The organism is Mesorhizobium huakuii (assembly GCF_030160235.1).
Lineage (GTDB): Bacteria > Pseudomonadota > Alphaproteobacteria > Rhizobiales > Rhizobiaceae > Mesorhizobium > Mesorhizobium huakuii.
The window spans coordinates 1-25,344 of sequence record NZ_BSNY01000019.1 but is presented as its reverse complement, the minus strand read 5'-3'; the positions used below and the strand labels follow the sequence as shown (position 1 = coordinate 25,344).

The 25,344-nt window shown below is 64.0% G+C and carries 20 protein-coding genes; 10 read left to right on the top strand and 10 right to left on the bottom strand.

Features of this window, described 5'->3' with window-relative positions; all coding sequences use genetic code 11:
- Positions 1 to 88: 88 nt before the first annotated feature.
- On the bottom strand, positions 89 to 3,172 hold the full coding sequence (locus QQK95_RS09780) for an efflux RND transporter permease subunit (RefSeq protein WP_284271517.1): 3,084 nt from the start codon (positions 3,170 to 3,172) through the stop codon (positions 89 to 91).
- Positions 3,169 to 4,497, bottom strand: coding sequence for an efflux RND transporter periplasmic adaptor subunit (locus QQK95_RS09775; RefSeq protein ID WP_284271515.1), 1,329 nt, complete (start codon positions 4,495 to 4,497; stop codon positions 3,169 to 3,171). Before QQK95_RS09775 ends, QQK95_RS09780 begins: the two co-directional genes overlap by 4 nt.
- A 145-nt stretch (positions 4,498 to 4,642) precedes the next feature.
- Here QQK95_RS09775 and QQK95_RS09770 point away from each other — a divergent pair, with 145 nt between their 5' ends.
- Positions 4,643 to 5,212, top strand: coding sequence for a TetR/AcrR family transcriptional regulator (locus QQK95_RS09770; protein WP_284271513.1), 570 nt, complete (start codon positions 4,643 to 4,645; stop codon positions 5,210 to 5,212).
- 38 nt (positions 5,213 to 5,250) lie between these two features.
- On the opposite strand, the gene QQK95_RS09765 is transcribed toward QQK95_RS09770, so the two are convergent.
- The 6 genes from QQK95_RS09765 to QQK95_RS09740 all read right to left on the bottom strand — a co-directional run bounded on the left by QQK95_RS09765 (position 5,251) and on the right by QQK95_RS09740 (position 11,316).
- Complete coding sequence (locus tag QQK95_RS09765) at positions 5,251 to 6,324, bottom strand: ABC transporter ATP-binding protein (protein WP_284271510.1); 1,074 nt, start codon at positions 6,322 to 6,324, stop codon at positions 5,251 to 5,253.
- On the bottom strand, positions 6,311 to 7,249 hold the full coding sequence (locus tag QQK95_RS09760; protein WP_284271508.1) for a PfkB family carbohydrate kinase: 939 nt from the start codon (positions 7,247 to 7,249) through the stop codon (positions 6,311 to 6,313). Before QQK95_RS09760 ends, QQK95_RS09765 begins: the two co-directional genes overlap by 14 nt.
- Complete coding sequence (locus QQK95_RS09755; RefSeq protein ID WP_284271506.1) at positions 7,249 to 8,265, bottom strand: SIS domain-containing protein; 1,017 nt, start codon at positions 8,263 to 8,265, stop codon at positions 7,249 to 7,251. Before QQK95_RS09755 ends, QQK95_RS09760 begins: the two co-directional genes overlap by 1 nt.
- A 2-nt stretch (positions 8,266 to 8,267) precedes the next feature.
- Entirely contained in the window at positions 8,268 to 9,113 is an 846-nt protein-coding gene (locus QQK95_RS09750) for a carbohydrate ABC transporter permease (RefSeq protein ID WP_284271504.1), read from the bottom strand.
- Positions 9,113 to 9,997, bottom strand: coding sequence for a carbohydrate ABC transporter permease (locus tag QQK95_RS09745; RefSeq protein ID WP_010911840.1), 885 nt, complete (start codon positions 9,995 to 9,997; stop codon positions 9,113 to 9,115). Before QQK95_RS09745 ends, QQK95_RS09750 begins: the two co-directional genes overlap by 1 nt.
- 80 nt (positions 9,998 to 10,077) lie before the next feature.
- Positions 10,078 to 11,316, bottom strand: coding sequence for an extracellular solute-binding protein (locus QQK95_RS09740; protein WP_284271500.1), 1,239 nt, complete (start codon positions 11,314 to 11,316; stop codon positions 10,078 to 10,080).
- 221 nt (positions 11,317 to 11,537) lie between these two features.
- Here QQK95_RS09740 and QQK95_RS09735 point away from each other — a divergent pair, with 221 nt between their 5' ends.
- On the top strand, positions 11,538 to 12,752 hold the full coding sequence (locus QQK95_RS09735) for an ROK family transcriptional regulator (RefSeq protein ID WP_284271497.1): 1,215 nt from the start codon (positions 11,538 to 11,540) through the stop codon (positions 12,750 to 12,752).
- Between the two features lie 101 nt (positions 12,753 to 12,853).
- Positions 12,854 to 14,464 carry an inorganic phosphate transporter gene (locus QQK95_RS09730; RefSeq protein WP_284271495.1) on the top strand — a complete coding sequence of 537 codons (1,611 nt, stop codon included), beginning with the start codon at positions 12,854 to 12,856 and terminating at the stop codon, positions 14,462 to 14,464.
- A 104-nt stretch (positions 14,465 to 14,568) separates the two neighbouring features.
- Here QQK95_RS09730 and QQK95_RS09725 read toward each other — a convergent pair whose 3' ends face one another.
- The gene (locus QQK95_RS09725; protein WP_284271493.1) at positions 14,569 to 15,729 is read right to left on the bottom strand and encodes a patatin-like phospholipase family protein; all 1,161 of its coding nucleotides are present in this window, start codon (positions 15,727 to 15,729) and stop codon (positions 14,569 to 14,571) included.
- Entirely contained in the window at positions 15,722 to 16,510 is a 789-nt protein-coding gene (locus tag QQK95_RS09720; RefSeq protein WP_284271492.1) for an acetoacetate decarboxylase, read from the bottom strand. The genes QQK95_RS09725 and QQK95_RS09720 overlap by 8 nt, the downstream gene beginning before the upstream one ends.
- A 246-nt stretch (positions 16,511 to 16,756) precedes the next feature.
- Between QQK95_RS09720 and QQK95_RS09715 the strand changes: the two genes are divergently transcribed.
- The 7 genes from QQK95_RS09715 to QQK95_RS09685 form a co-directional block, all read left to right on the top strand.
- Complete coding sequence (locus QQK95_RS09715; protein ID WP_284271490.1) at positions 16,757 to 17,545, top strand: 3-hydroxybutyrate dehydrogenase; 789 nt, start codon at positions 16,757 to 16,759, stop codon at positions 17,543 to 17,545.
- Positions 17,546 to 17,615: 70 nt separating this feature from the next.
- A complete protein-coding gene (locus tag QQK95_RS09710) occupies positions 17,616 to 18,374 on the top strand; it encodes a phosphodiesterase (RefSeq protein ID WP_284271488.1) in 759 nt (252 codons plus the stop codon).
- Between the two features lie 113 nt (positions 18,375 to 18,487).
- A complete protein-coding gene (locus QQK95_RS09705) occupies positions 18,488 to 21,019 on the top strand; it encodes a patatin-like phospholipase family protein (RefSeq protein WP_284271486.1) in 2,532 nt (843 codons plus the stop codon).
- Positions 21,020 to 21,348: 329 nt separating this feature from the next.
- Positions 21,349 to 22,677: an NAD(P)H-dependent oxidoreductase gene (locus tag QQK95_RS09700; RefSeq protein WP_284271484.1), complete on the top strand. Its 1,329-nt coding sequence runs from the start codon at positions 21,349 to 21,351 to the stop codon at positions 22,675 to 22,677.
- Positions 22,678 to 22,679: 2 nt separating this feature from the next.
- Positions 22,680 to 23,708, top strand: coding sequence for a thiamine pyrophosphate-dependent dehydrogenase E1 component subunit alpha (locus QQK95_RS09695; protein ID WP_284271483.1), 1,029 nt, complete (start codon positions 22,680 to 22,682; stop codon positions 23,706 to 23,708).
- Complete coding sequence (locus QQK95_RS09690) at positions 23,708 to 24,706, top strand: alpha-ketoacid dehydrogenase subunit beta (protein ID WP_284271482.1); 999 nt, start codon at positions 23,708 to 23,710, stop codon at positions 24,704 to 24,706. Before QQK95_RS09695 ends, QQK95_RS09690 begins: the two co-directional genes overlap by 1 nt.
- Positions 24,707 to 24,709: 3 nt before the next feature.
- The coding region (locus QQK95_RS09685) for a biotin/lipoyl-containing protein (protein WP_284271481.1) at positions 24,710 to 25,344 on the top strand (635 nt) is incomplete at its 3' end.

Genomic DNA, 25,344 nt, shown 5'->3' with positions numbered 1-25,344 from the left:
ACTCCCTCCGGAACATCCCGGCGGTATCGAGCGCAGCCAAAAAAAGAGGCCGGGATTTCCCGGCCTCTTTTTTGTTCTTCGGCTTCTGTCAGTCCGGCAATGCCGGCATCAGCCTCGGATCCGGCTTTTCCGCAAGATGCGGCAGGTCCTTGCTGGCGATGAAGGTGTAGAACATGGGCACGACGAAGAGCGTGAACATGGTGCCGACCAGAATGCCGGTGAAGATGACCAGGCCCATCGAGTAGCGGGCCGCCGCACCGGCGCCGCTCGACGTGATCAGCGGCACGACGCCCAGCGCCATCGCCGCCGTCGTCATCAGGATCGGCCGCAGGCGCACCTTGGCCGAGGCGATGATGGCGTCGCGCCGCCGCATGCCATGCGCCTCGCGCTGCTGGTTGGCGAATTCGACCAGCAGGATGCCGTGCTTGGTGATCAGGCCGATCAGCGTGATCAGGCCCACCTGCGTGTAGATGTTGAGCGTGCCGAGGCCGAGATTGAGCGGCACGATCGCGCCGAAGATCGACAGCGGCACCGCCATCATGATGATCAACGGGTCGCGGAAGCTTTCAAACTGCGCCGCCAGCACCAGGTAGATGACGATAACGGCCGCTGCGAAAGCGATCAGGATGGTGTTGCCCTGTTCCTTCTCCTGCCGGGACTGGCCGGAATAGTCGATGAAGAAGGTGTCGGGCAGGCTCTCCCTGGCAATATCCTCGAGGACCTTCAACCCGTCGCCCGTGGTGACGCCGGGCAGCGGCAGTGCCGAGATGGTCGACGAATTCAGCTGGTTGAACTGCTCGATCGCCGCCGGCGAGGCATTGTTCGAAATCTTGACCACGGCCGACAGCGGCACCATCTCGCCCGTCACGCTGCGCACGAAGTATTCGCCGAGCTTTTCGGGGTTGTCGCGGAATTGCTGCGGCACTTGGGGGATGATGTCATAGCTGTTGGAGTCGCGGTCGAACTGCGCCACTTCGGCGCCGCCCACCAGCAGCGTCAGCGTGCGGCCGATATCGGCGATCGGCAGGTTCAGCGCAGCCGCGCGGTCGCGGTCGATGGTCACAGTCACCTGCGGCGAATCATAAGACATCGAGTTCTGCACGACGATGAAACGGCCGGAGGCCTGCGCCTTGTTCTTGATCTGCTCGGCCGCCTTGTACACTTCCGCGGAATCGCCCGTCGAGCGCACCACAAGGGCGATCGGGAGGCCGCCACCGGAGCCCGGCAGCGTCGGCGGCGCGAAGACGAAGGCCTGCACGCCCGCCACCTTGGCGATGCGGGCCGTGATGTCGGCCTGCAATTCCTTGGAATTGCGCTTGCGCTCAGCCCAATCCTTGAAGGCAAAGCCGACGAAGGCGCTGTTTGTGGTGCCGCCGAAGGCGACCGCCGAGAACTGCGCCCGCGTTTCCGGAATATCCCTGACCAGGCCGAGCATCTGGTTGACATAGGTTTCGGTGTAATCCGATGTCGCATAGGCCGGCGCGGTCACGAGCGAGAGCAGGAAGCCCTGATCCTCTTCCGGCGCCAGCTCGCTCGAGGTCTTGGTGAACATGAAACCGGTCACGCCGACGAGCGCCAGCACGATGATCAGCGTCAAAGGACGGTAGTTCAGGGAACCGGTGACGGCACGCTCATAGACGTGCTCGACCCGCGCGAAAATGCCGTCCACAATGCGCTGGAAACGGCCGGGCGTGCCGGCCTTCAGGAGGCGCGCCGACATCATCGGGGTGATGGTGACGGCGATGACGCCCGACAGCACCACCGAGCCGGCGAGCGTCACAGCGAATTCGCGGAAGAGCGCGCCGGTCAGGCCGCCGGTGAAGGCCAGCGGCGCGAACACGGCGGCCAGCGTCATGGTCATGGCGACGATGGCCGAGGCGATTTCGCGCATGCCGCTGAACGCGGCCTGCATCGGCGTCATGTGGTCTTCTTCCATGTGGCGGTGGATGTTCTCCACCACCACGATGGCGTCATCGACCACAAGACCGATCGCCAGCACCATGGCCAGCAGCGACAGAAGGTTGATCGAATAGCCCACCGCAAACAACAGGAAGCAGACGCCGATCAGCGACAACGGAATGGTGATGATCGGCATCATCACAGAACGGAACGAGCCAAGGAACAGAAGGATGACCACGACGACGATGGCAACAGCCTCGCCGATGGTCTTGAACACCTCCTCGATCGAAGCGCTGATCTGCCCGGTCGCGTCGTAGACGACCTCGATCGTCATGCCTTTCGGCAACGTTTCCTGGATCTGCGGCACGAGCTTGGTGAGCGCTGCCGCGGTGGTCAGCGGGTTGGCCGCCGGGGTCGGGAAGATGGCGAGGAAGGTGCCGGGCTTGCCGTTGAAGGACACCCTGGTGTCGGTATTTTCCGCGCCGAGTTCGACGCGGGCGACGTCGCGCAGCCGCACCACATTGCCATCGGTCGAGCGCAGGGGCAGTTCGGCGAAGGCTTCCGGCGTCTGCAGCGTCGAGCGCACGGTGATCGACGAAACGACATATTCGTTCTGGGTGTTGCCGGGCGCCGACAGGAAGTTGGAATTGTTGATCGCCGTCAGCACTTCCGCCGCCGTCACACCGCGCGCGGCAAGCCGGACAGGGTCGATCCAGACGCGCATCGAATATTGCTGGGCGCCGAAGATCTGGACGTCGGCGACGCCTTCGACCGTCGACATGCGGGGCCGGATGACGCGCTCGATATACTCCGTCAGCTGCTCCTTCGTCATGTTCGGATTCTGCATCGAGATGTACATCATCGCGAACTGCTGGCCGGTGCCCTTGACGATGACCGGATCCTTGGAGGCGTCCGGCAAGGTGCCGCGCACGCCCTGGACCTTGGACAACACTTCGGTCAGCGCCACGTCGGGATTGGAGCCGAGCTTCATCTGCACCGTCACGGTGCTGGAGGACGGGCGGCTGGACGAGGTGACGTAGTCGATGTTCTCGGTCGAGGCGACGGCGCGCGCGATCGGGGCGGAAATGAAGCCCTGGATCAGGTCGGCGCTGGCGCCCGGATAGGCCGTCGTGATGGTGATCGCGGTTTCGTCAACCTTCGGATACTGGCGGATCGACAGGTTGAAGATGCCCTGGAAACCCAAGAGCAGGATCATGCAGGCAAGGACCGTCGACAGGACGGGCCGGCGAATGAAGAGATCGGAAAAGCTCATTGCTGGTCGGCCTGCTTGTTCGCCGATTTGGTCGGGTCGATGGTGTTGTCGACATTGACGGACATGCCGTTGAAGAGCCGGTTCTGACCTGCCGTGACGACTTCGTCGCCGGCCTTCAGCCCTTCGACGATCTCGACCATGCCCTGATTGCGGCGGCCGGGCTTGACGAAGACCTGGGACAGCACCAGCGCGGGCTTGTCGCCTTCCGCCGCCGGCTTGGCCGGGTCGGCAGCCGGCTTGGTGGCATCGGAAGCGGCTTTGTCCGCCGGCTTTGCAGCGTCGGCGGCCGGCTTCATGGCATCAGTCGCCGGCTTCGCATCCGCTGGCTTGTCGGTGGCCGCCGCGGCCGGCTTTTCTTCCGGCTTGGCGGGCTGCGCCGGCGCGGTGCCGGCGGGCTTGGCCGGCTGCACCACGAAGATATAGTCGCCATAGAGGCTGGTGGTCAGCGCCGTCTGCGGCAGCGTCAGCACGTTCTGCTCCTCGGGCAGTTCGACACGCACCTGCACGAACTGGCCAGGGGTCAGCTTGCCGTCGGGATTGGCGACTTCCGCCCGGATGTTCACCAGCCGGCTGGACGGGTCGATCTTGGGGTCGATGCCCCGGATTTCGCCGGCAAACGGCATGTCCGCGCCGCTCAGGCCAAGCCGAACCGTCTGGCCGATCTTGAGCAGCGGCAGCTGCTGTTCGGGGACCGAGAAATCGACCCGCATCGTGTCGAGATCCTGCAGCGTCACCACGGCGGTGCCGGGCGCCAAATACTGGCCGATATCGATCTTCGGAATACCGACCGTGCCGCCGAAAGGCGCCGTCAGCTGCTTCTGGTCGAGCACGGCCTGCAGCTTGGTGACCTGGGACGCCGAAGCCGAAGCCGCCGCCCGTGCGGTATCCAGCGTCGAGTCGGAGCCGACGCCCCGCCTGGTCAGTTCGATGGCGCGGGTCAGCGACGTCTGATCTAGCGCGGCCTGCGCCTTCTGTGCGTCGAGATCGGCGCGCTCGACGGCATCGTCGAGCTGCAACAGCACCGCATTGGCCGCCACTTTCTGGTTGGCATGGAAAAGGATGTCCTTGACGATGCCGGTGGTCTCGACGGTCAGGTCGACACCACGCACGGCTCGCACCGTACCGATCGCCTCGACGCCCGGCGTCCAGCTCGACGGCTTGGCGATGGTCGTCGACACGGTCGCCGCCGGCGGCTTCATCGTGGCGAAATACTGCTTGATGCCGTTGTCGCGCAGGAAGTTGAAGCCGACGATGCCGCCGACCACAACGACCAGCACGGCCAGGACGAGAATGATGACGAAGAAACGGAGTATGCGCTTGAACAAGGAAGTCCCCTCAGTCGAAATCCGGCGCGAAGCGCGGACATCGGGACACATATCGACTGCGGGTCCCGATTTCAAATAGTGGCGGCTTTACTGTACCGTCTGGACGGTCTTGTCAATTGGGCCTAAGCTTGCGAAGGGAGGCGCCATGAGAGCCCAACGACCGAACTCGCGCGAGAAGATACTCGCGGCGGCGGCTGATGTTGCCCGGGAATCCGGGCCCGGCAGCCTGTCGCTGGATGCCGTCGCCAGCCGCGCCGGCGTGTCGAAGGGCGGGTTGCTCTACAATTTCCCGACCAAGGCCAAATTGATGCAGGGGCTGGTCGAAGGCTACCTGCGCGATTTCGAGCAGGCGCTGGAGACCGCCAGCAGCAACGACAATGACAAGAATCCGCTCGCGGTGTACATCAGGCTGTCGGCCGATGATTGCGAGGAAAAGCGACCTTCGGCCTCGTGGATCTTTTCGGCGATCGCCGAGGATCCCGATTTCATGACGCCGATAAAGACATTCAGGCGGCAGCTGTTCGAACGGCTGAAAGGCGAGACGTCAGACCTCAAATCCCTACTGGTCTGTTACCTCGCCATCGAGGGGCTGCGCAGCATGAACCTTTTCGATTCCGACGTGCTGTCGAAGGACGAGCGGGAACTGCTGGTGGCGTCCCTGCTCGAGATCGCCGGTTCGTCCGATGCCGAGCAAGCCTCGGCGACGCAATCCTGAAGGCTTTCAGCCGGTAGGCACCGGTTTCCGGCTCAGACTCAAAAAGCCTTGCCGGTGTCAGGGTCGAACAGCCGCAGCGCGTCCTCGCTGAAAGCGAAGCTGCTTGCCTGGCCCTTCGCGACGCGGGACGCCGGCGGCAGGCAGGCCGTCAGCCGCTGAGAGCCGATCCGCGCGGTGGTGACCAGTTCGGGACCGGTCAACTCGACGACTTCTATTTCCACCGGCAGTGACGGCGCGGCCGCATCCGCCGCGACCCGCAGTGCTTCGGGCCTGATACCGACCACGACCCGCGCTCCGTCCCGCACCGCGCCGCGGAAACGGGCGGGCAAGGGCAGGCTCGCCTCGGCGCCATCGATGGCCAGCATTGTGCCTTGAACCGTCGCCTGCAGCATGTTCATCGACGGCGCGCCGACAAAGCCCGCGACATAGAGCGTAGCCGGCTCGTTGTAGATCTCCTCGGGCGTGCCGAGCTGCTCGATCCTGCCGTCGCGCATGACCGCGATGCGGCTCGCCAGCGTCATCGCCTCGATCTGGTCGTGGGTGACGTAGACGACGGTGGTCTGCAGCATCTGGTGCAGGCGCTTCAGTTCGGTGCGCATTTCCAGGCGCAGCTTGGCGTCGAGGTTGGACAGCGGCTCGTCGAACAGGAAGACCTGCGGCTTGCGCACCAGCGCCCTGCCGATGGCGACGCGCTGTCGCTGGCCGCCGGAAAGCTGGCTCGGTTTGCGGTCGAGCAGGGCCTCGATCTGCAGCAGTCTTGCCGCCTCGGCCACCGCCTTTTCGCGCTCATCGGCCGCGACGCCGCGCATCTCCAGCCCGAAGCCGATGTTGCGGCGCACGGTGAGGTTCGGATAGAGCGCGTAGGACTGGAAGACCATGGCGATGTCGCGGTTCTTGGGGTGCACGCCCAGGATCGAGCGGCCGCCGATCAGCACGTCGCCGCTCGTCGCTTCGGCGAGGCCCGCGATGATGTTGAGAAGCGTCGACTTCCCGCAACCCGACGAGCCGAGCAGCACGAGGAATTCGCCGCTCTGCAGCGCGATGTCGATGCCTTTCAGCGTTTCGACGCTGCCGTAATTCTTGCGGACGTTGCGGATTTCAAGCGCGCTCATGCGTGGCTTCCCTTGGATGCATCGGTTCGCCGTAGTTACGGGGCAAGGTTGATATGGCGCGCGACGCCACCTGCGTCGCGGCTGCAAGCGAGACGGTCAGTGTCTGGTCCTGCGCCAGTGCGGCCAGGAAGGCCGCATTGAAGACATCGCCGGCGCCGATCGTGTCGATGACCTCGACGTCGGGCGCGGTTGCCGTGACCAGTGCTCCGCCCGGGCCAATGGCGATCGCCCCTTCGGGGCCGCGCTTCACGACGGCGGTCGCGCCCTTCTTCATGCTGGACTGGATCTGCCGCGCGGCCTCGACCGGATCGGCCAGGCCAGCCAGGGTCACGGTCTCCACCTCGTTGAACAAGGCAAGGTCGCAACGCGCGAGCCAGGTGCGGGCCGCCTTGCAGTTCGCCGGGGTCCAGCCCTCCACCGGCCAACCGGTGTCCAGCGCCACGACTATGTCGTGCCCGTTCGCCCAGTCGAAGAACGCCTCGTAGTCGCGAGTGAGATCGTCGGTGAGGAAGGAGCCGCACAGCAACGCATAGCCGCCGGTCAGCCGTTTGCCGTCGAGCACCGAAAGCACGTCGGGAAGGCTGAAGCGGGGCAGGTGGCCACGCGTGGTGAAGAACGTCCTTTCGCCGTCGGGATGGGTCATGCCGACCGAAAGCGTCGTGCTCTCCGGTCGCACCGGCCATTTGTCGGCGCGGGCACCAAACGCCTCGCGCAGCCAGCGGCCGAACTGGTCGTCGCCGACATTGGCGGCGATCTCGAAATCGATGCCCAACGCCTGCCAGGCGAGCCCGGTATTGCCGGCCTGTCCGCCAACGCGAAGATCGTCATGGTCGACGACGGTTTCCGTGCCTGCCTTCGGCCATGGCGCGACCGGGCCGACAATCAGGTCGACATTGACATTGCCGATCACCGCCAGCGGACGCATCACTCGCTCCTGGTGATCTTGGTGGAGCGCACGGGCGTGCCGGCATTGTCGACGCGGCTGTCGGCGAAGGCGATCATCAGGCGCTGCGCCACCGGCAGCATGGCGAATATCGCGGCGAGACCCGAAGCCGGCTTGAACGAGAGCGTGACGGCGCCCGCGACCGGCGATTGTCCGGAGGCGTCGAAGATCACCAGCGGTGCGCCGGCCTCGACCACGGAAAGCGCCATCGCCGTCACCAGTTCCGCCGTCGGGTCCTCGCCGCGAAACAGGATGACGCCGACGTTCGGCCCGAGCATCTCCATCGGTCCGTGCCTCAACTGGCCGCCTTCGAGCGAAAAGCAGGGCAGCCGCGACAGTTCGGTGAGGCCGAGCGCCAGCGCCTCGGCCACGCCTTGCAGCCGGCGGCCCGAGGTGACGATGGTCGTCACCTCGGCCAATGCTGCGAGCGCTTGCGTTATGTCGTTGTCCTGTTTCTGATCCAGCGCGCCAAGTGCGGCACCTGGGTCTTCGCCCAACGCTGCCAGGATGGACAGATGCAAGGCGAAGGTCACGGTCAGGCTGCGGGTGGCGGCGAAGGCCAGTTCGGTGCCGCCGGCGCCGACCAGGCAAGGCGCGGTGCGGGCGAGAAAGGAGCCGCCTTCGAGCGTCAGGCCGAAAACATCGGCCGCGCTTCCGGCTTCCGCAAACCACCTGACGACCTCCGCGCTCTCGCCGGACTGAGAGGTGACGAGCACCGTCCTGCCGTCCAGCGGCACCGGCTGACCGAGCTGTTCCGAGAGCGGTAGCGCCAGCGCATCGATGCCGAGTGCGCGATAGAGCGGCTCGACGGCGCGCCCGACGGCATGCGAGCCGCCCATGCCGAGCAGCAGCAGACGCCCGGTCTTCCTGATCGAGGCGGCGACGCCGGCCGCCATGACCGCGTTGTTCTCGAACGAAGCGCGCGCATCGGCATGCTGGCGCGCCATTTCGCGATCGATGGCGACCAGTCCGGCCGGCCGAGATCTTGCTGCAGTCATCGTCATCCTTTCACACCGCCGCTGGTCAGGCCCGAAATCAGCGCGCGCTGCATGACGAGGCCAATCAGCACCGGCGGCAAAGCGGCCAGCACGCCGGCGGTGGCGATCAGCCCGTAGTCGGAAACACGTCCGCCGGCCAAATCGGCGATGGCGACGGTCAAGGTCTTGGCGCGCTGGTCGGAGGTGAACAGCAGCGCGTAGAAGAATTCGTCCCAGGCGAGCAGCACGGCAAACAGCGCCGATGTCGCCATTACTGGCGCCGCCAGCGGCAGCGTGATGATGCGCAGCGTCTGGAACAGGCCGGCGCCGTCGATCATCGCCGCCGCCTCGATCTCGCGCGGAATCGAGTCAAAACCGGATTTCATCAGCCAGGTGGTGAAGGGCGCCAATATGGTCAAATAGACCAGCGCCAGGCCAAAGACATTGTTGAGCAGGCCGAGATGCGACAGGCCCATATAGAGCGGAACGGCGAGCGCCACCGGTGGCAGCATGTAGGTGGCGATGACCATCGACAACGACCAGCCGATCGCCGGCGTGCGCGACACCGCCCAGCCGGCGGGGATGGCCAGAGCGAGTGCCGCCAGCGTCGCCATGCCTGATATTTCCAGGCTGTTGCGCAGCGACGAGGTGAAGGCGGCGCCGGCGCTGTTTTCGGCGGTCGACAGCAATGTCTGGTAGCGGGAGAAGTCGGCGGCCTGCGGCCACCAGCGCAGCGGCTTGGCGGCGAGATCTGCGGCCGGCGAAATGCTCATGATGAACAGCCAGGCGATCGGCGCCAGGATGATGGCGGCGAGCAGCAGCGCGCAGCCGTAGATGAAGATGGTGAAGGCAGGACTTCTGCGTTCCATCAGGCGGCACTCCCGGCGGTCTTCCTGACCAGTGCTGCATAGGCGACGGCCAGCACGGTGACGAGCAAGGTGACGATCAGCGCCAGCGACGCGCCGGAGCCGGCGCGCTGGAAGGAGAAGGCCTCCTGGTAGACGAGGATCGACAGCGTGCGCGTGCTGTTGGCCGGGCCGCCGCGGGTCATCACCCAGATGATGTCGAAGACCTTGAAGGCCTCGATGGTGCGCAGCACCAGCGCCACCATCAGCGGGCCGGCGAGATAGGGCAGGATGACGAAACGGAAGCGGTTGAACGGTCCCGCGCCATCGACGAGCGAGGCGGCGGTGATGTCGCGCGGCACCGCCTGCAAAGCGGCAAGCGCGATCAGCGCCACCAGCGGAAAGTTCTTCCAGCAGTCGGCGACGATGAGCGCCGTCAGCGCCGTTCCCGGCTCACCCAGCCAGGAGCGGTAGGCGTCGATGAGATTGAGCTGCGTCAGGGCGGCGTTCAGCGCGCCGTATTCGGGATTGTAGATCAGCCGCCACAGCGTGGCGTTGACCACCGTCGGCAATGCCCAGGGCAGGATCATCAAGGCGCGCAGGATGGCGCGGCCGTGGAACTGCTGATTGAGGAGCAAGGCGGCGAGAACGCCGATCACCATTTCGGCGGCAACCGAAATGACGGCGAATAGCGTCGTGGTGACCAGCGTGCGCGAAAAATTCGAGCTCGACAGCATGTTGGTGTAATTGTCGAAGCCGACGTAGTTGCCGCCGGTGCCGACCAGCTTGGCGTCGGTGAAGGAAAGACCAACCGTATCGACCAGCGGCCAGCCGATGACGGCGACCATGACCACGAGCAGGGGCAGCATCAGCAACCAGGCACGGGTCGTCATCCAGGTGCTCGACATCGGAGCAGCCTCTCCCTAACGATCTTGGTTTCAGACATAGCACGGGCGGCACGAGGCCGCCCGCAACTGGAGAAAAGTGCTTAGAGGCCGCTGTTCTTGGCGGCCGTGTTCAAGGCATCCTCAGGCGAGGACTGGCCGAGCAGCGATTCCTGGATCGCCTGCTGCAGCGCGGTCGACAGCTCCTGGTATTTCGGCGTGGTCGGACGCGGATACATGGCGGCCAGGCCGAGCTTGGCGGCGGCGATCAGTTGTTCCTGACCCTTGGTGACGGCCGGGTCGTCATAGGACGAGGCCCAGATCGGCAGCGACAGCTTGGCATACTGGTTCTGCGTCGCCTGCGAGGTCATGTACTCGATGTATTTCCAGGCCTCGTCCGGATGCTTCGAGACCGCGGTGACGCCGAGGCCCATCGAGCCGTTGACGGCCGACACCTCGCTGATGCCGGTGACGCCCGGCGCCGGCACGACGCCGACCTTGCCCGCGACCTTGGAGTCCTTCGGATCGTTGGCCATGTTGTACATGTAGGTCCAGTTGAGCGCGAAGGCGGCGTCGCCGTTTTCGAAGACCTTGCGCACGTCCTCTTCCAGGAATTCCTTGGAATTCGGGTTGGTGAGGCCGGACTTGTAGCTGTCGACCATGTATTTCAGCGCCGAGAGGCCGCCGCCATTCTGGAAGTCCGGCTTGCCGTCCTTGAGGAAGTCGCCGCCATAGGCGCTGACCAGCGTGGTGTAGTCGCAGATCGCGGCCTCGGCCTGCGACCAGCTCCAGGCGATCGGCGTCTTCAGCAGGCCCTTGTCCTGGATGATCTTGGCCTGTGCGCCAAGCTCTTCCCAGGTCTTCGGCGGCGCCTTGATGCCGGCCTTTTCCAGAATGTCCTTGTTGTAGAACAGATATTTGGTGTCGAGGATCCACGGCATGCCATAGTATTTGCCGTCATACTGGACCGTGGTCCAGGCGCCGGGCAGCACGCCCTTCTTCATGTCGTCGGTGATCTTCGACGAGACGTCGACCAGCACCTTGTTGGTGGCGTATTCGGCCGGCCAGATGACGTCGAACAGCACCACGTCGTAGCCGCCGCCCGAACCCTGGGCCAGCACGGTCTTGTCGTGCAGGCCTTCGTAAGGAACGAATTCGAGATTGACCTTGACGTCCGGATTGGCCTTGGTGAAGGCGTCCGTCATGGCGCGTACATCGGCCTCGCTGTAGGCGGCCTGTGCCATGAACAGCGCGTTGAGCGTCGTTTCGGCGAAAGCGTGAGGGACGAGCAGTCCTCCGGCGAAGACCGCGCCGACCAGTGTCTTGGTGATTGTCTTAAGCATCTTCTTCTCCCATTTCCGGCGTTGACGGGCCGGCGATGCGGGCATGTCGCATCGTCTTCCCGGATCCATGTCGCGTGACCTGATGCTTACCCGGCTGACCGGTGGCGACAGGCTGGGAGCCTTCGGCCATCTTGTTTTGGGACATTCGGTTTGCATTAAGTCAACTCGCTTGACTTAATTACTCGATCAATATTCTAATGGAGTCAAGAGGGGAAAAGCCGGTGGATGACATCAGCCCGATCCGCGCCAAAAGCGGCACCAACCAGGAAGGCACCAGCGCACACAACCGCCGGGTCATGATCGAGGCGCTGCGTCTCAATGGCGCGCTGTCGCGGGCCGACCTGGCGCGCGCGACGCAGCTCACCAAGCAGGCGGTCTCCAACATCATCGAGGATCTCGAAAGCGACGGCCTGGTCGTGGCGCTCGACGCGGTGCGCAAGGGCAGGGGGCAACCGTCGACCCCCTACAGGCTGGTGCCCGAAGGCGCCTTCGCCATCGGCCTGCATATCGACCGTCATCTGACGCGCGCGGTGGCCGTCGACCTGATGGGCAGCGTGCTGGCGCGTGCCGAGGCGAACCTGCCTTTCGATGAGCCGTCGAAGGGCGTCGAGATCATCCTGGAGCTGATCGCCGGTGTGCGCCGCGACCTGGCCGGCATTTCGTCCCAGTCGGAAAAACGGCTGGTTGGTCTCGGCGTTGCCATGCCCGGTCCTTTCGGACTGAAGGACTCGGACGACAAATGGATGATGCCGGCCTGGCAGAAATTTCCGCTGCTGGAGACGCTGGCCAAAGGCACGGGGCTGAATGTCGGCCTGCAGAATGACGCCGCTGCCTGCGCCACGGCGGAGCGCATCGTGGGCGCGGCGCACGGGGTCGACCACGCGGTCTGCCTCTATGTCGGCTACGGCATCGGCGCCGGGCTGATCCTCAATGGCGAGCTCTACAGCGGCGGCCATGGCAATGCCGGCGAAATCGGCATGGCGCTGCTGGCGCCGGCCGGCCCGGGCTCGACGCCGCTCGAGCACCGCGCCTCGCTTGCCTCGCTCTACCAGCATCTCGGCCTCAACCCGGCGGACAGCGATATCTACGAACAGATGAACGCCCTGGTGCTGGCCGAGGACGCGAAGATGATGGCCTGGATCGACGGGGCCGCGCATGACCTGCGCTGGAGCGTGCACCTCATCGAGACGATCTTCGACCCGCAGACCGTCATCCTGACCAGCGGCGCGCCGGAAGCGCTGGCGCGCCGGCTTGTGGAGGCGATGCATCCGCTGCTGCCGTCGATCGCCGACCGGCCCGCAAGAATGCTGCCTCGCCTTCAGCTTGGCACTACCGACCCCTGGTCGATCGCGCTGGGTGCCGCAGCGGCGCCGATCAGCCGCGCCTTCGATCCGCTGTTCTCGGCGATCCTGAAGACGCGCTCCGCTCCAGCATAGGAGATCTCAAGGCGCAAGCCCCGTCTCGGCGTCACACAGGGTTCATCGTGCGGACATAGCGTCGTTCCCAGTTCTTTGCTGCGATGCAATAGGAGTGGGACATGGTGGACATAGTTTCCAGTGAGGCGGGCATTCCGAGACCCGATCATCCGCTGCACGGTTCGGGCGGCGCGAGGTGGTTTCTGCCGGCCTTTGGCGTGCTGGTGCTGGTCGGCGTGGTCTATGTCGGCTACGCGCTCAGCCAGGATCTGGCGGTTGCCAAGACAGTGCCGTGGATCCTGCTCGGCATCGCCTTGCTGATCGCGCTCGGCTTTGAATTCGTCAACGGCTTTCACGATACCGCCAATGCGGTGGCGACCGTCATCTACACGCGCTCCCTGCCGGCCGAATTCGCCGTCATGTGGTCGGGCGTCTTCAACTTCCTCGGCGTCCTCACCTCCAGCGGCGCGGTCGCCTTCGGCATCCTGTCGCTGCTGCCGGTCGAGCTGATCCTGCAGGTCGGCTCCTCCTCCGGCTTTGCCATGGTGTTCGCGTTGCTGGTCGCGGCGATCCTGTGGAACCTCGGGACCTGGTTCCTCGGCCTGCCGGCCTCGAGCTCGCACACGATGGTCGGCTCGATCATTGGCGTAGGCCTCGCCAACCAGTTCATGGCGCCGTCCGGCAGCGCCACTAGCGGCGTCGACTGGTCGCAGGCGACCAATGTTGGCGTGACCTTGCTGGTGTCGCCGATCATCGGCTTCTTCGCTGCCGCCATCTTGCTCTATGCCATGAAGCTTCTGGTGCGCAATCCGGCGCTCTACGAGGCACCGAAGGGTAATGCCCCGCCGCCCTGGTGGATCCGCGCCCTGCTGATCTTCACCTGCACCGGCGTCAGCTTCGCGCACGGTTCCAATGACGGGCAGAAGGGCATGGGCCTGATCATGCTGATCCTGATCGGCGTGATGCCGACCGCCTATGCGCTGAACCGCACGCCCGACATCAACTATCTCGAAGCCTACAAGTCGGCTTCGGCCAATGTCGAAACGGCGCTTGGCAAATATGCGAAGCCCGGCGTCACAGTCACGGATGCCAAGGATGCCAAGGCAGCCGTCCAGGATGCCGTGCGCACCCGGAGCTGGAGCGACAAGACAACGGTCGCGCTGCAGACCTATATCCACGACACGACGGCTGGACTGCAGCCCTATGCCTCGGTCGACAACGTGCCGACCGATCTCGTCAGCAACGCCCGCAACGACATCTATCTGATCGGCGAGGCGCTCAAGCTGATCGACAAGAAGCAGCTGCTGCCGATGCAGGCCGCCGATCTCAAGGCGGTGACCGACTACCACAAGGCCGTCGACAATGCGACGAAGTTCATCCCGCTCTGGGTGAAGATCGCGGTGGCGCTGGCGCTGGGTCTCGGCACCATGGTCGGCTGGAAACGCATCGTCGTCACCGTCGGCGAGAAGATCGGCAAAAGCCACCTGACCTATGGCCAGGGTGCCGCGGCCGAACTCGTGGCGATGGTGACCATCGGCATGGCGGACCGGCTCGGCCTGCCTGTGTCGACAACGCATGTGCTGTCGTCGGGCGTCGCCGGGACGATGGCCGCCAACGGCTCGGGCCTGCAATGGTCGACGGTGCGCAACCTGCTGCTCGCCTGGGTATTGACCCTGCCCTGCTCGATCGCGCTGGCCTTCACGCTGTTCATCATCTTCCGCCAGCTGTTCTGAGCGGGCGCAGTCCACCACGCAAAAACGGCGCCGCTTGCGGCGCCGTTTTCTTTTTGGGTCTCAGGGATCGAGAACGTGTCGCGGCCTACGCCAGCCCATCGATTTCAGGTCGGGTCTTCGCGGTGCAGATCGTGGATGGTGACGCCGTCGGCATTGGTCGGCATGGTCAGCCATTTGCGATGGCGCAAGGTGCGTTGCGTGTCTTCCAGGCCGGTCTCCCAATGCTCGCGCATCGAGGTGCCGGAGAATTCGTAGTCCTTGGCGTGACCTTCATAGCCCTTGTGCTGGTAGATCAGGTGGACGATGTTGACCAGGCCGGCATCCGAATAATCGGCGATCAGCGCTTCTTCCGCCGGCGTCAGCTGTTCCTTGGGGACGCGCTTCAGCGCATCGAGCAGGCGCATCTTCAGGCCATGGATGCGCTTGAAATTGTCGGTGTTCTGGCGCGTGCGGCTGGAATACATGATGTCCTTGTGGCGCGACAGCACGTCCGGCATGCTGCGCGGCAGCACGCCGCGGGCGCTGAACAGGTCGACCTGGAACACCAGCGACGAACGGTCCTCTTCCTGGTCGAGCAGATATTGCAGCGGCGTGTTGGAGACGATGCCGCCGTCCCAATAGTACTCGCCTTCGATGCGGACCGACGGAAAGGCCGGCGGCAGCGCACCGCTGGCCATGATGTGCTCCGGCCCGATGCGAACCTTCTCGGTGTCGAAATAGACGAAGTTGCCGGTGCGGACGTTGACCGCGCCGACGCTCAGCCGCTTCTTGCCGTCGTTGAGGATGTCGAAGTCGATCAGGCTCTCCAGCGTGTTCTTCAATTCGGCAGTATCGTAGAAGCTGGTGGCGCCCTCGGCGCCCGGCTGCTCGAACCAGGGGTTGGGATTGCGCGGCTTGAAGAAGCCGGGCTGGCCCATGGCCATGGTCATCCACGACGAGGTACGGTTGCGGATGTCGCGGTAGATGTCGCCTTCGGGCGTATAGGCCCAGACCTTGCGGCCCGAGATGGTCTGCCAGAACTGTTCGAGCCGCTGCAGGCGGCGGCTGGACTCGTTGCCGGCGATGATCGAGGCGTTGATGGCGCCGATCGACACGCCCGACAGCCAGCTCGGCTCGCAGCCGGCATCGGCCAGCGCCTGGTAGACGCCGGCCTGGTAGGCGCCAAGTGCGCCGCCGCCCTGGAACACCAAAGCGATGCGGTCATACTGCGCCGATATTTCCGCGATCGTGGCGGCGGCTTCCTTGTTTCGATGGCGTTCAAGCACGAATTTTCTCCGGCTGGGTTGTGCTGGTTGCGAGCCGGCTGTGATCGGCGAGATAGTCGTGGACGACCTCGCCCAACCCAAGCGTCAAATCGGCCTTGAAATGGACGGCGGATACGATGTCGAGCACCGGCAGCTTCGCCACGTCGGCCATGACATGGGGCCGCAGGTCGAGTGCCGCGGGCGCCGTCCAGGCTTCCTTCAGCGTGATGTCGGTGAGGTAGTAGCGCACCAGCTCGCAGATGCGCGGGCCGCCGTCGACATGCGGGATGATCTTGATCAGGAAATTGGGCGCGGCGAGCGCGGCGAGCACGGAATCGTGATCGGCTTCCCGGTGCTTGTAACCCATCGTGCCGGTGGCGCACAGGACGCTGCCATAATGCAGCGTGCCGACGATCACCTCGCCTTCATGGACGATCTTGGGATTGGCCAGTTTCTTCGGAAAGCCCCACAATTCGCGGCCGCCGGCGATAGGGGCGTCGTCGTCGAGATACATGGAATGGACGTAGCCGCCATGCTGGCCCTTGTACTTCACCGGGATGATCTGGCCGGTCTCGGTGTAGTCGCCGAAGCCGGTCGAGTCGGGCATGCGGATGAATTCGTACTTGACCAGCGGCTCGTCGATCTCCAGCGGCGCCGGCACGACGGCCTCCAGCGCCTCGCGCGTGGTGCGATAGGTGATGATGATGTATTCGCGATCGAAGAAACGGTAGGGACCGGGCGGGAAGGACGGGTTGGTCAGCGGCATCGCATAGGCGCGCTTCACGACATCGGCGATTTCCAAGCTGCACCCCCAAGGTTTAGTCGGATGAATTTGGTTCAGGAATGACCGCGCGAATGCGCAACCGATTATGTTGCACGGCACCATGACATTGCCGTGTCAGCCAAACGACCGTGGTTTTCGCAGCGGGCGAGGCCGTGCCGGCGCTGTCGTCAGCCTGTAATCGCACCGACACATGGCTCTGTCATTGTCATGTTGCGACGCACAATTATATGCTCTCATTCCCCTCCCTCCTCTCGTGAGATCACCATGGGTTCCCTGTCTTCGAAGAATGCCCTCGTCACCGGCTCGACCAGCGGTATCGGCCTGGCCATCGCCCGCGCCTTCGCCGCCGATGGCGCCAACGTCACCATCAATGGTCTTGGCGATCCCGCGGCCATCGAGCAGGAGCGCGCGGGCATCGAGAGGGATTACGGCGTCAGGTGCCGCTACTCCGACGCCAACATGATGGATGGTGCGGCGGTGAGCGCCATGGTGCATGACGCCGAAGCGGCGTTCGGCAGCCTCGACATCCTGGTCAACAATGCCGGCATCCAGCATGTCGCGCCGATCGAGGAATTTCCCGACGACAAATGGGAAGCCATCATCCGCATCAATCTTCTGGCGGCCTTCTATGCCATCAAGGCGGCGGTGCCGGGCATGAAGGCGCGCAAATGGGGCCGCATCATCAACACGGCGTCGGCGCACGCGCTGGTCGCCTCGCCGTTCAAGTCGGCCTATGTCTCGGCCAAGCACGGCATTGCAGGGTTGACCAAGACGGTGGCGCTGGAAGTGGCGCAGGACGGCATCACCGTCAACGCCATCGCGCCCGGCTACGTCTGGACGCCGCTGGTGGAGAAGCAGATCCCCGACACGATGAAGGCGCGCGGCATGACCGAGGAACAGGTCAAGCATGACGTGCTTCTGGCCGCGCAGCCGACGAAGGAATTCGTCACCGTCGAGGAACTTGCCGCGCTGACGCTGTTCCTGTGCTCGGATGCGGCCAGGCAGATCACCGGCACGACCTTGCCGATGGACGGTGGCTGGACGGCACAGTAGAGGTGCAATCGAGGCGTTGCGTTTTCTGGCTGGCGCCAAGCGCGCCGGCGGGAAGGGTACGGTCAGGTCCATGAAAATCATCCAGCTCTCCGATCCGCATCTGATGACGCCGGGTGGCCGCCTCTACGGCTCCGATCCGCTGGCAAGGCTGGAGGCCTGCCTTGCCGACATCGGCAAGAACCACGCCGATGCCGAACTGGTGGTGATCTCAGGCGACCTGACCAATGATGGCGAGCGGGCGGCCTATGTGGCGTTGCGCGACAGGCTGGCGCAGTTTTCGCCGCCCTGCCGGCTGATGCTCGGCAATCATGACGACCGGGCGCTCTTCCTTGAAATGTTTCCCGACGCTCCGGCCGACCAAGGGTTCGTGCAGAGCGTGTTCGATGGCAGCGAGGGCCGGCTGATCCTGCTCGACACGCTGGACAGCGGCCATGTCGAGGGCAGGCTGTGCGCCGCGCGGCTCGACTGGCTCGATGAACGGCTGCAAGAGGCGGGGGCCCGGCCGGTCTTCCTGTTCATGCACCACCCGCCGTTTCGGATACACATGCCTGACCTCGACGAGGTCAGGCTTGCCGACGCCGATGCGTTCCATGACGTCCTGTCGCGACACGGCAATGTCCGTCACATCTTCGCCGGCCACGTCCATCGGCCGATCGCCGGCAGCTGGCGCGGGATTCCCGTCAGCACGCTGCGCAGCACCAACCATCAGACCGCGCTCGATTTTTCGCGGAGCTGGAGCCTGGGTCACGAGCCGCCCGCCTATGCCGTGATCTTCATCGACGCGGAGGGGGTGACCGTGCATTTCCACGATTTTCCCGTCGCCGGATAGTATGCCGCCAACAGAGGGGGCAAGGACGCGATAGCGCCATCGCGCCATGTCATTCGTCGTGTTTTAGGAGCATCTTGTGCAACCGTAGCGCAATCCTGCGCGCCGAGAGTGCCATGCCCCGCGATACCGAGGAAGCTTCGCCCATCTCGTTCTATGAGGTTATGACCGCCGAGGCCTCGGTTGTCACACGGCGCCGGGAACTGGTTGCGGCCAGACGCGCGCCGGACATTGAGACCGTGAAGGGGCCAGCCGCCAAGCCCTCCGCCCAAGTCAATGTGGCAGGGGCGGACAAAGAAGACGAACGCGGCAACCTCTATCCCGTGGTCAAGACGGACCGCGACCTGACTGGTCTGGCGTGCTCGGGCGGTGGCATTCGTTCAGCGGCATTTTGCATGGGGGTGCTGCAGGCGCTGGAGTCCATCACGGAAAAGGACCGGCCGAATGTGTTCGAGAATATCGACTACATGTCGACGGTTTCCGGAGGCGGCTACATTGGCACGTCGCTGGTCGCCGGGCTGATGCAGACCAATGGCGAGTTTCCGTTCACAAGCACGCTCGGCGGTCCTGAAACCCTCGAGACGCAGCACATCCGGGACTATTCCAACTATCTGGCGCCGAAGGGAACGATCGACGTCGTCGTCGGCCTCGTGGTGGTGATGCGTGGGCTGCTGATCAACGCGATGATCTTCCTGGCCGCGCTATTGACGCTCGCCTGGTTGACCATCCTGATCAATCCGACCGAAACGTCGCTGCGGCTCCCCATTCTTCACAGGCTGACCCAGAATTCAGGGAACGTGTTTTATTGGTCGATCCTGATGGCAGTGGTCCTGGGACTCGTCCAGATCGGCTATTCGATATTTGCCTTTCGGCCTTCCAGCCGGACCGACCGCGTGACGACGCTTGTCGAGCGAGAAATGGCCAGCAGGATCTTTGCGCTCTTCTTCCTCGTCTGCCTGCTTATCGCCTTCTTCGAGTTTCAGGCCTATGTCCTGGCGGGCTTCTTCGATGCGGCCAAGGCGCCAAAAGATTGTTCCGAGATCAACTGGGTCGGCTGCATCCTGATCCACGCCCCAACGTCTCTCAAAGGGCTCTGGGCCACGCTTGCCGGCATGTCGGCGGCCCTTGCTGCCTTTGGCAACAAGCTGATTGCCGTAGCGGCGGCCTCGAAGGGCGACGATTCGTGGACCGGAACGGCCAGGCATCTCGCCTCAAAGATACTGCTCTACTGTCTGGCTATGGTCGTGCCGATATTGCTGTGGTGCATCTATCTGGGGCTTTCCTACGCGGGGATCGGCGCTGGAGATACAGTCATTGGAGGCACCAGGACGAGCTATGCGGTTCTGGCCGGCGTGCTCATCTTCCTGTCGCTGCTGGTGACGCCGAACGCGAATTCCCTTCACGGATACTATCGGGACCGCTTGAGCAGAGCGTTTCTCTGGCGCCTGGACAAGCTGAAAGAGAGTGCCAGGAACGAGCTTGCCGAAAAGAGCCACATCCTTGCCGATTTGAGAAAACGGCTGAAAGACAGGCAGGCCCGAAAACGGTCGACCGATGTCGATCAGTTCAAATTGACTTCGCTCAAGCCCGGATCTCCGGGAAACTGGGCCGATTCCGTCTGGTTTTCGCCGTACCTGCTCATCAACACCGCAGTCAATCTGGAGGGATCGCCCTATCTCGGTCGCCGTGGCCGCAGCGCCGATTCCTTCGTCTTCAGTCCCATCTACACCGGCAGCCAGGCAACTGGCTATGCCACGACGAGCTCGCTCGAGCGTGCTGACTGCAATCTCAATCTCGGCACGGCAATGGCCATTTCCGGCGCGGCGGCGTCGGCCAATATGGGCGCAAATACGATCCGGGTCCTGACGTTCAGCCTGGCCGTACTGAATGTTCGCCTGGGGTACTGGCTTCCAAATCCGCGATTTCTTCGCGGTCGCATCGGCCTGCGGCGATTGCTGGCCAATGTCGCGCCTTGGTACTTTGCCAAGGAGGCGATTGGCAGGGTCGATGAACTGACGAGCAACGTCTACCTGACAGATGGCGGCCATTTCGACAATCTGGGCCTGTATGAACTGCTGAAACGGCGCTGCAAGGTCATCGTGGTTGCTGACGCGGAAGCGGACCCGACGCTCGACTTCAACTCGCTCATCCGGGTCGAGCGCTATGCGCGAATTGATCTCGGCATCCTCATAGATCTGCCATGGTCCGAACTGCGTCGCTCCAATGCCCTGGCGACCGAAGACAGCCTTGGCAACGCCTCGACCGACGAGGCGCGGTTCCAAGGGCCGCACGTGGCGATCGGTCGTATCGACTATGGCGGAAACGAGCACGGTGTCCTGATCTACATCAAGTCCTGCATGAGCGGCGACGAGAGCGACATGATCCGCGATTATCGAAGACGGTATCCGCAGTTCCCGCACCAAACCACCCTGGATCAGTTCTTCAACGAGGAACAGTTCGAGGTCTATCGCGCACTCGGCTTCCACGCGACCCGCAATTTTTTCACGGGCAAGGATCATTTCGCCAGCTTGAAGAACTGCCCGGTTCCGGACTGGCCGGGCGTTGTGGGGAAGGCGCTGACCGAGCTCAATGTGCCTGGCGATGCTGTGGCGCAGATCGTGCAGCGCCAGCAGGATGCGATGATATAGCGCCGCCCGGCCATGGGTGATCGGCCCGGCGATGAGCGCGGTGTCGCCGCATGACGATCCTCGCGCGTTCCATTGCTCAGCCGAGAACCCCGTGAACCTCGTCGATCGAGGGCCCTGCCGCATCGCCGGCCGCCTGATCCCCTGAAAGCACGGAGTTGTGCGGAGGCGACCGGTCCTGGTCCGGTTCTCCGCCGGAAAGGGCTCCGGAAGGAGGTGCTGGAAAGTTCTCCAAAAGCGTGCGGAATTGGACATTAGTCTTGACAGAAATACAGATGTTCAATACCCGTCAAGCGAATGAACAAGCCTGCAATGTGGGAGGAATGAGCGGTATGGCTTCCAATATTTCGTTGACGGGCCTTGCCCGCGATCTCGATGAGCGCGGCAAGTCGGGCAAGCCCATCCGCATCGGCCTGATCGGCTCCGGCGAGATGGGAACCGACATCGTCACCCGCGTCGCCCATATGTCCGGCATCGAGATCGGGGCGATCTCGGAACTGAATCTGCCGGCCGCCAGCAGGGCGGTGGACATCGCCTTCCAGGAAACCGGCCATGCGCGCGAGGTGTCGAACGCCTCGGCGATGACGGCCGCCATGGAGGCCGGCAAGGTGGCGGTCACCAACGACGCCAGCCTGGTCATCAACAATGAGCTGATCGACGTGGTCATCGACGCGACCGGCGTTCCCGCCGTCGGCGCCGAGATCGGCCTGCGCGCCATGGAACACGGCAAGCACCTGGTGATGATGAATGTCGAGGCCGACGTCACCATCGGCGCCTATCTGAAGAGCGAGGCCGACCGGCTCGGCGTCACCTATTCGCTCGGCGCCGGCGACGAGCCGTCCTCCTGTATGGAGCTGATCGAATTCGTCTCGGCCATGGGCCATCCGATCGTCGCCGCCGGCAAGGGCAAGAACAACCCGCTCAACATCGACGCCACGCCGCCCGCTTATGAGGAAGAGGCCAGGCGCCGGCACATGAATGTGCGCATGCTGGTCGAATTCGTCGACGGCTCGAAGACCATGGTCGAGATGGCGGCGATCGCCAATGCCACCGGGCTGGTGCCTGACAAGGCCGGCATGCACGGCCCGGCGGCGACGCTAGAGGAGCTCTCGAAAGTGCTGGTGCCTGAAAAGGATGGCGGCGTGCTGTCCAGGGTCGGCGTCGTCGACTATTCTATCGGCAAGGGCGTGGCGCCCGGCGTCTTCGTCGTCGCCGACATGTCGCATCCGCGCATTTCGGAGCGCATGGAAGATCTGAAGATGGGCAAGGGTCCGTATTTCACCTTCCACCGCCCCTATCACCTGACCTCGCTCGAAGTGCCGCTAACCTGCGCCCGCGTCGTGCTCTACGGCAAGGCCGACATGGTGCCGCTGGCCAAGCCCGTGGCCGAAGTCGCCGCCGTGGCCAAGAAGGACATGCAGCCGGGCGAAAAACTCGATGCGATCGGCGAATATTGCTACCGCGCCTGGATCATGACGGCGCCGGAAGCGCATGCCGCCAAGGCCATTCCCTGCGGTTTGCTGCAGGGCGGGTCGGTGACCGCGCCGATCAAGAAGGGCGAACTCATCACCTATGCCAATGCGGCGCCTGCCCCGGGCTCCAAGATCGCCGAACTGCGCGCCCGCCAGGACAAGCTCGTCTACGGAACCGTGGGAGCCTGATCATGGCCGGAGCCAGCAAAGCCGTCGCGGACAGTCGCGCCAACCTGCCTTTCGTCTATCGCCAGTACAGCGCCGAGCAGCTCAAGCAGGTGCTCTACAAGATGTACCTCATCCGCCGCTTCGAAGAGGGCGCGGAAGAGAGCTACATGCGCGGCCTCATCCACGGCACCATGCATTTGTCGATAGGCCAGGAAGCCAGCGCCATGGGCATCTGCATGCCGCTTGGCGAGGATGACCAGATAACCTCGACCCATCGCGGCCATGGCCACTGCATCGCCAAGGGCGCCGAGGTCAAGCGCATGTTCGCCGAGTTCTTCGGCAAGACCACGGGCTACTGCAAGGGCCGTGGTGGCTCGATGCACATTGCCGATGTCGCCAAGGGCAATCTCGGCGCCAACGGCATTGTCGGCGGCGGCATTCCGATCGCCGTCGGCGCGGCACTCTCCTCCAAGATGATGAAGACCGGCAAGGTCGTCGTCTCCTTCTTCGGCGACGGCGCCAACAATGAAGGTGCCTTCCACGAGGCGCTCAACATGGCGGCGGTCTGGAAGCTGCCGGTCATTTTCGTCTGCGAAAACAACGGTTACGGCATGTCGACCTCGACAGCCCGTTCGACCGCGGTCAAGAACATCGCCGACCGCGCCGCCGCCTATTCGATGCCGGGCGTCATCGTCAACGGCAACATCTTTTCGGAGGTCGCCGAGGCATCCTACAAGGCCGTCGAGCGCGCCCGCGCCGGCGAAGGGCCGACGCTGATCGAGTCCAAGACCTACCGCCATCGCGGCCATTCCAAGAGCGACCGCAACCGCTATCGCACCAAGGAAGAGATCGAGGACTGGATGTCGAACCGCGACCCGATCACGTTGTTCGAGAACGAGCTGAGCGAATTCGGCTTCATCGACGACAAGGGCATCGAGGCCATTCGCAATGGGGTGGCGCAGGAGATCGCCGACGGCATCGAGTTCGCCAAGGCGAGCCCGTCGCCTGACGTCAGCGAGACCGGAAATTACGTGTATACGGAGCAGGCGTAATGGACGCGATGGTGCGTGAACTGAGCTACGCCCAGGCGATCCAGGAAGCCATGGCGATCGCCATGGACATGGACGAACGCGTCTTCCTGATGGGCGAGGATATCGGCGTCTATGGCGGCGCGTTCCAGGTCACCGGCGATCTGGTCGAGCGTTATGGTACCGAGCGGGTGATCGACACGCCGATTTCGGAGCTGGGTGGGGCGGGCGTCGCCGTTGGCGCCGCGCTCACCGGCATGCGGCCGATCTTCGAGTTCCAGTTTTCCGATTTCGCCACGCTCGCCATGGAGCAGATCGTCAACCAGGCGGCCAAGATGCGCTTCATGCTGGGCGGCGAGGTTTCGGTTCCCGTGGTGATGCGTTTTCCCGCCGGCTCGGGCACGGGTGCGGCGGCCCAGCACAGCCAGAGCCTGGAAGCCTGGCTTGGCCATGTGCCAGGGCTGAAGGTCATCCAGCCGGCGACGCCCTATGATGCCAAGGGCATGCTCCTGGCGGCGGTCGCCGATCCCGATCCGGTGATGATCTTCGAGCACAAGCTGCTCTACAAGATGAAGGGTCCGGTGCCTGAAGGCTATTACACGGTGCCGATCGGCAAGGCCGACATCCGCCGCGAGGGCCGCGACCTCACCATCGTCGCCACCTCGATCATGGTGCAGAAGGCGCTCGACGCCGCCGCCGCGCTGGAAGCCGAAAGTATCGACGTCGAAGTCGTCGACCTCCGGACCATCCGGCCAATGGACAAGCAGACCGTCATCGACAGCGTCAAGAAGACCTCGCGGCTGATGTGCGTCTACGAAGCGGTCAAGACGCTGGGCATCGGCGCCGAGGTTAGCGCGATGATCGCCGAGAGCGAGGCGTTCGACTATCTCGATGCGCCGATCGTGCGGCTGGGCGGCGCCGAGACGCCGATCCCCTACAATCCGGAGCTCGAAAAAGCCACGGTGCCGCAGGTTCCCGACATCATCAGCGCCGCGCGCGACCTCGTGAAAGGGGTTCGCTGAGACATGCCGACCGAAGTCATTCTTCCCAAGGTCGACATGGACATGGCGACCGGACAGATTTCGCGCTGGTTCGCCGAGGAAGGCGCCCGGGTCAAGAAGGGCGATGTGCTGTTCGAGATCGAGACCGACAAGGCGGCGATGGAGATCGATGCGCCGGCCAGCGGCGTGCTGCGCGACGTCACCGGCAAGGAAGGCGTCGACATTCCCGTCGGCGCGCCGGTTGCGTGGATTTATGCCGACGATGAGGTTTATGGGACTGGTGTAAGTGCTGAGCCGGTGAAGGTCGAATCTCCCATCTCCGCCTTCGATGGGGGAGGTCGCGCCGCAGGGGCGGGTGGGGGTGAACCCACCGCGCTGCCCCCCACCTCGGCCGGAAGGCCGGCCGACCCTCCCCACAAGGGGGAGGGTGAAGGTCGAGCACGCGCGACACCGCTTGCCCGACGTTTGGCCCGTGAGGCAGGTCTTGCCCTTGCCAGCATCATCGGCACCGGCCCTTATGGCCGTGTGGTCAAGGCTGATATTGACGCGGCGGTTGCCAAGGGCGGAGCCAAGGAAGTCCCAGCGGTGGCTCCTGAGGCTCCCGCTCCTGCTGTGAAGCCGATGTCGGACGACCAGGTGCTGAAGCTGTTCGAGCAGGG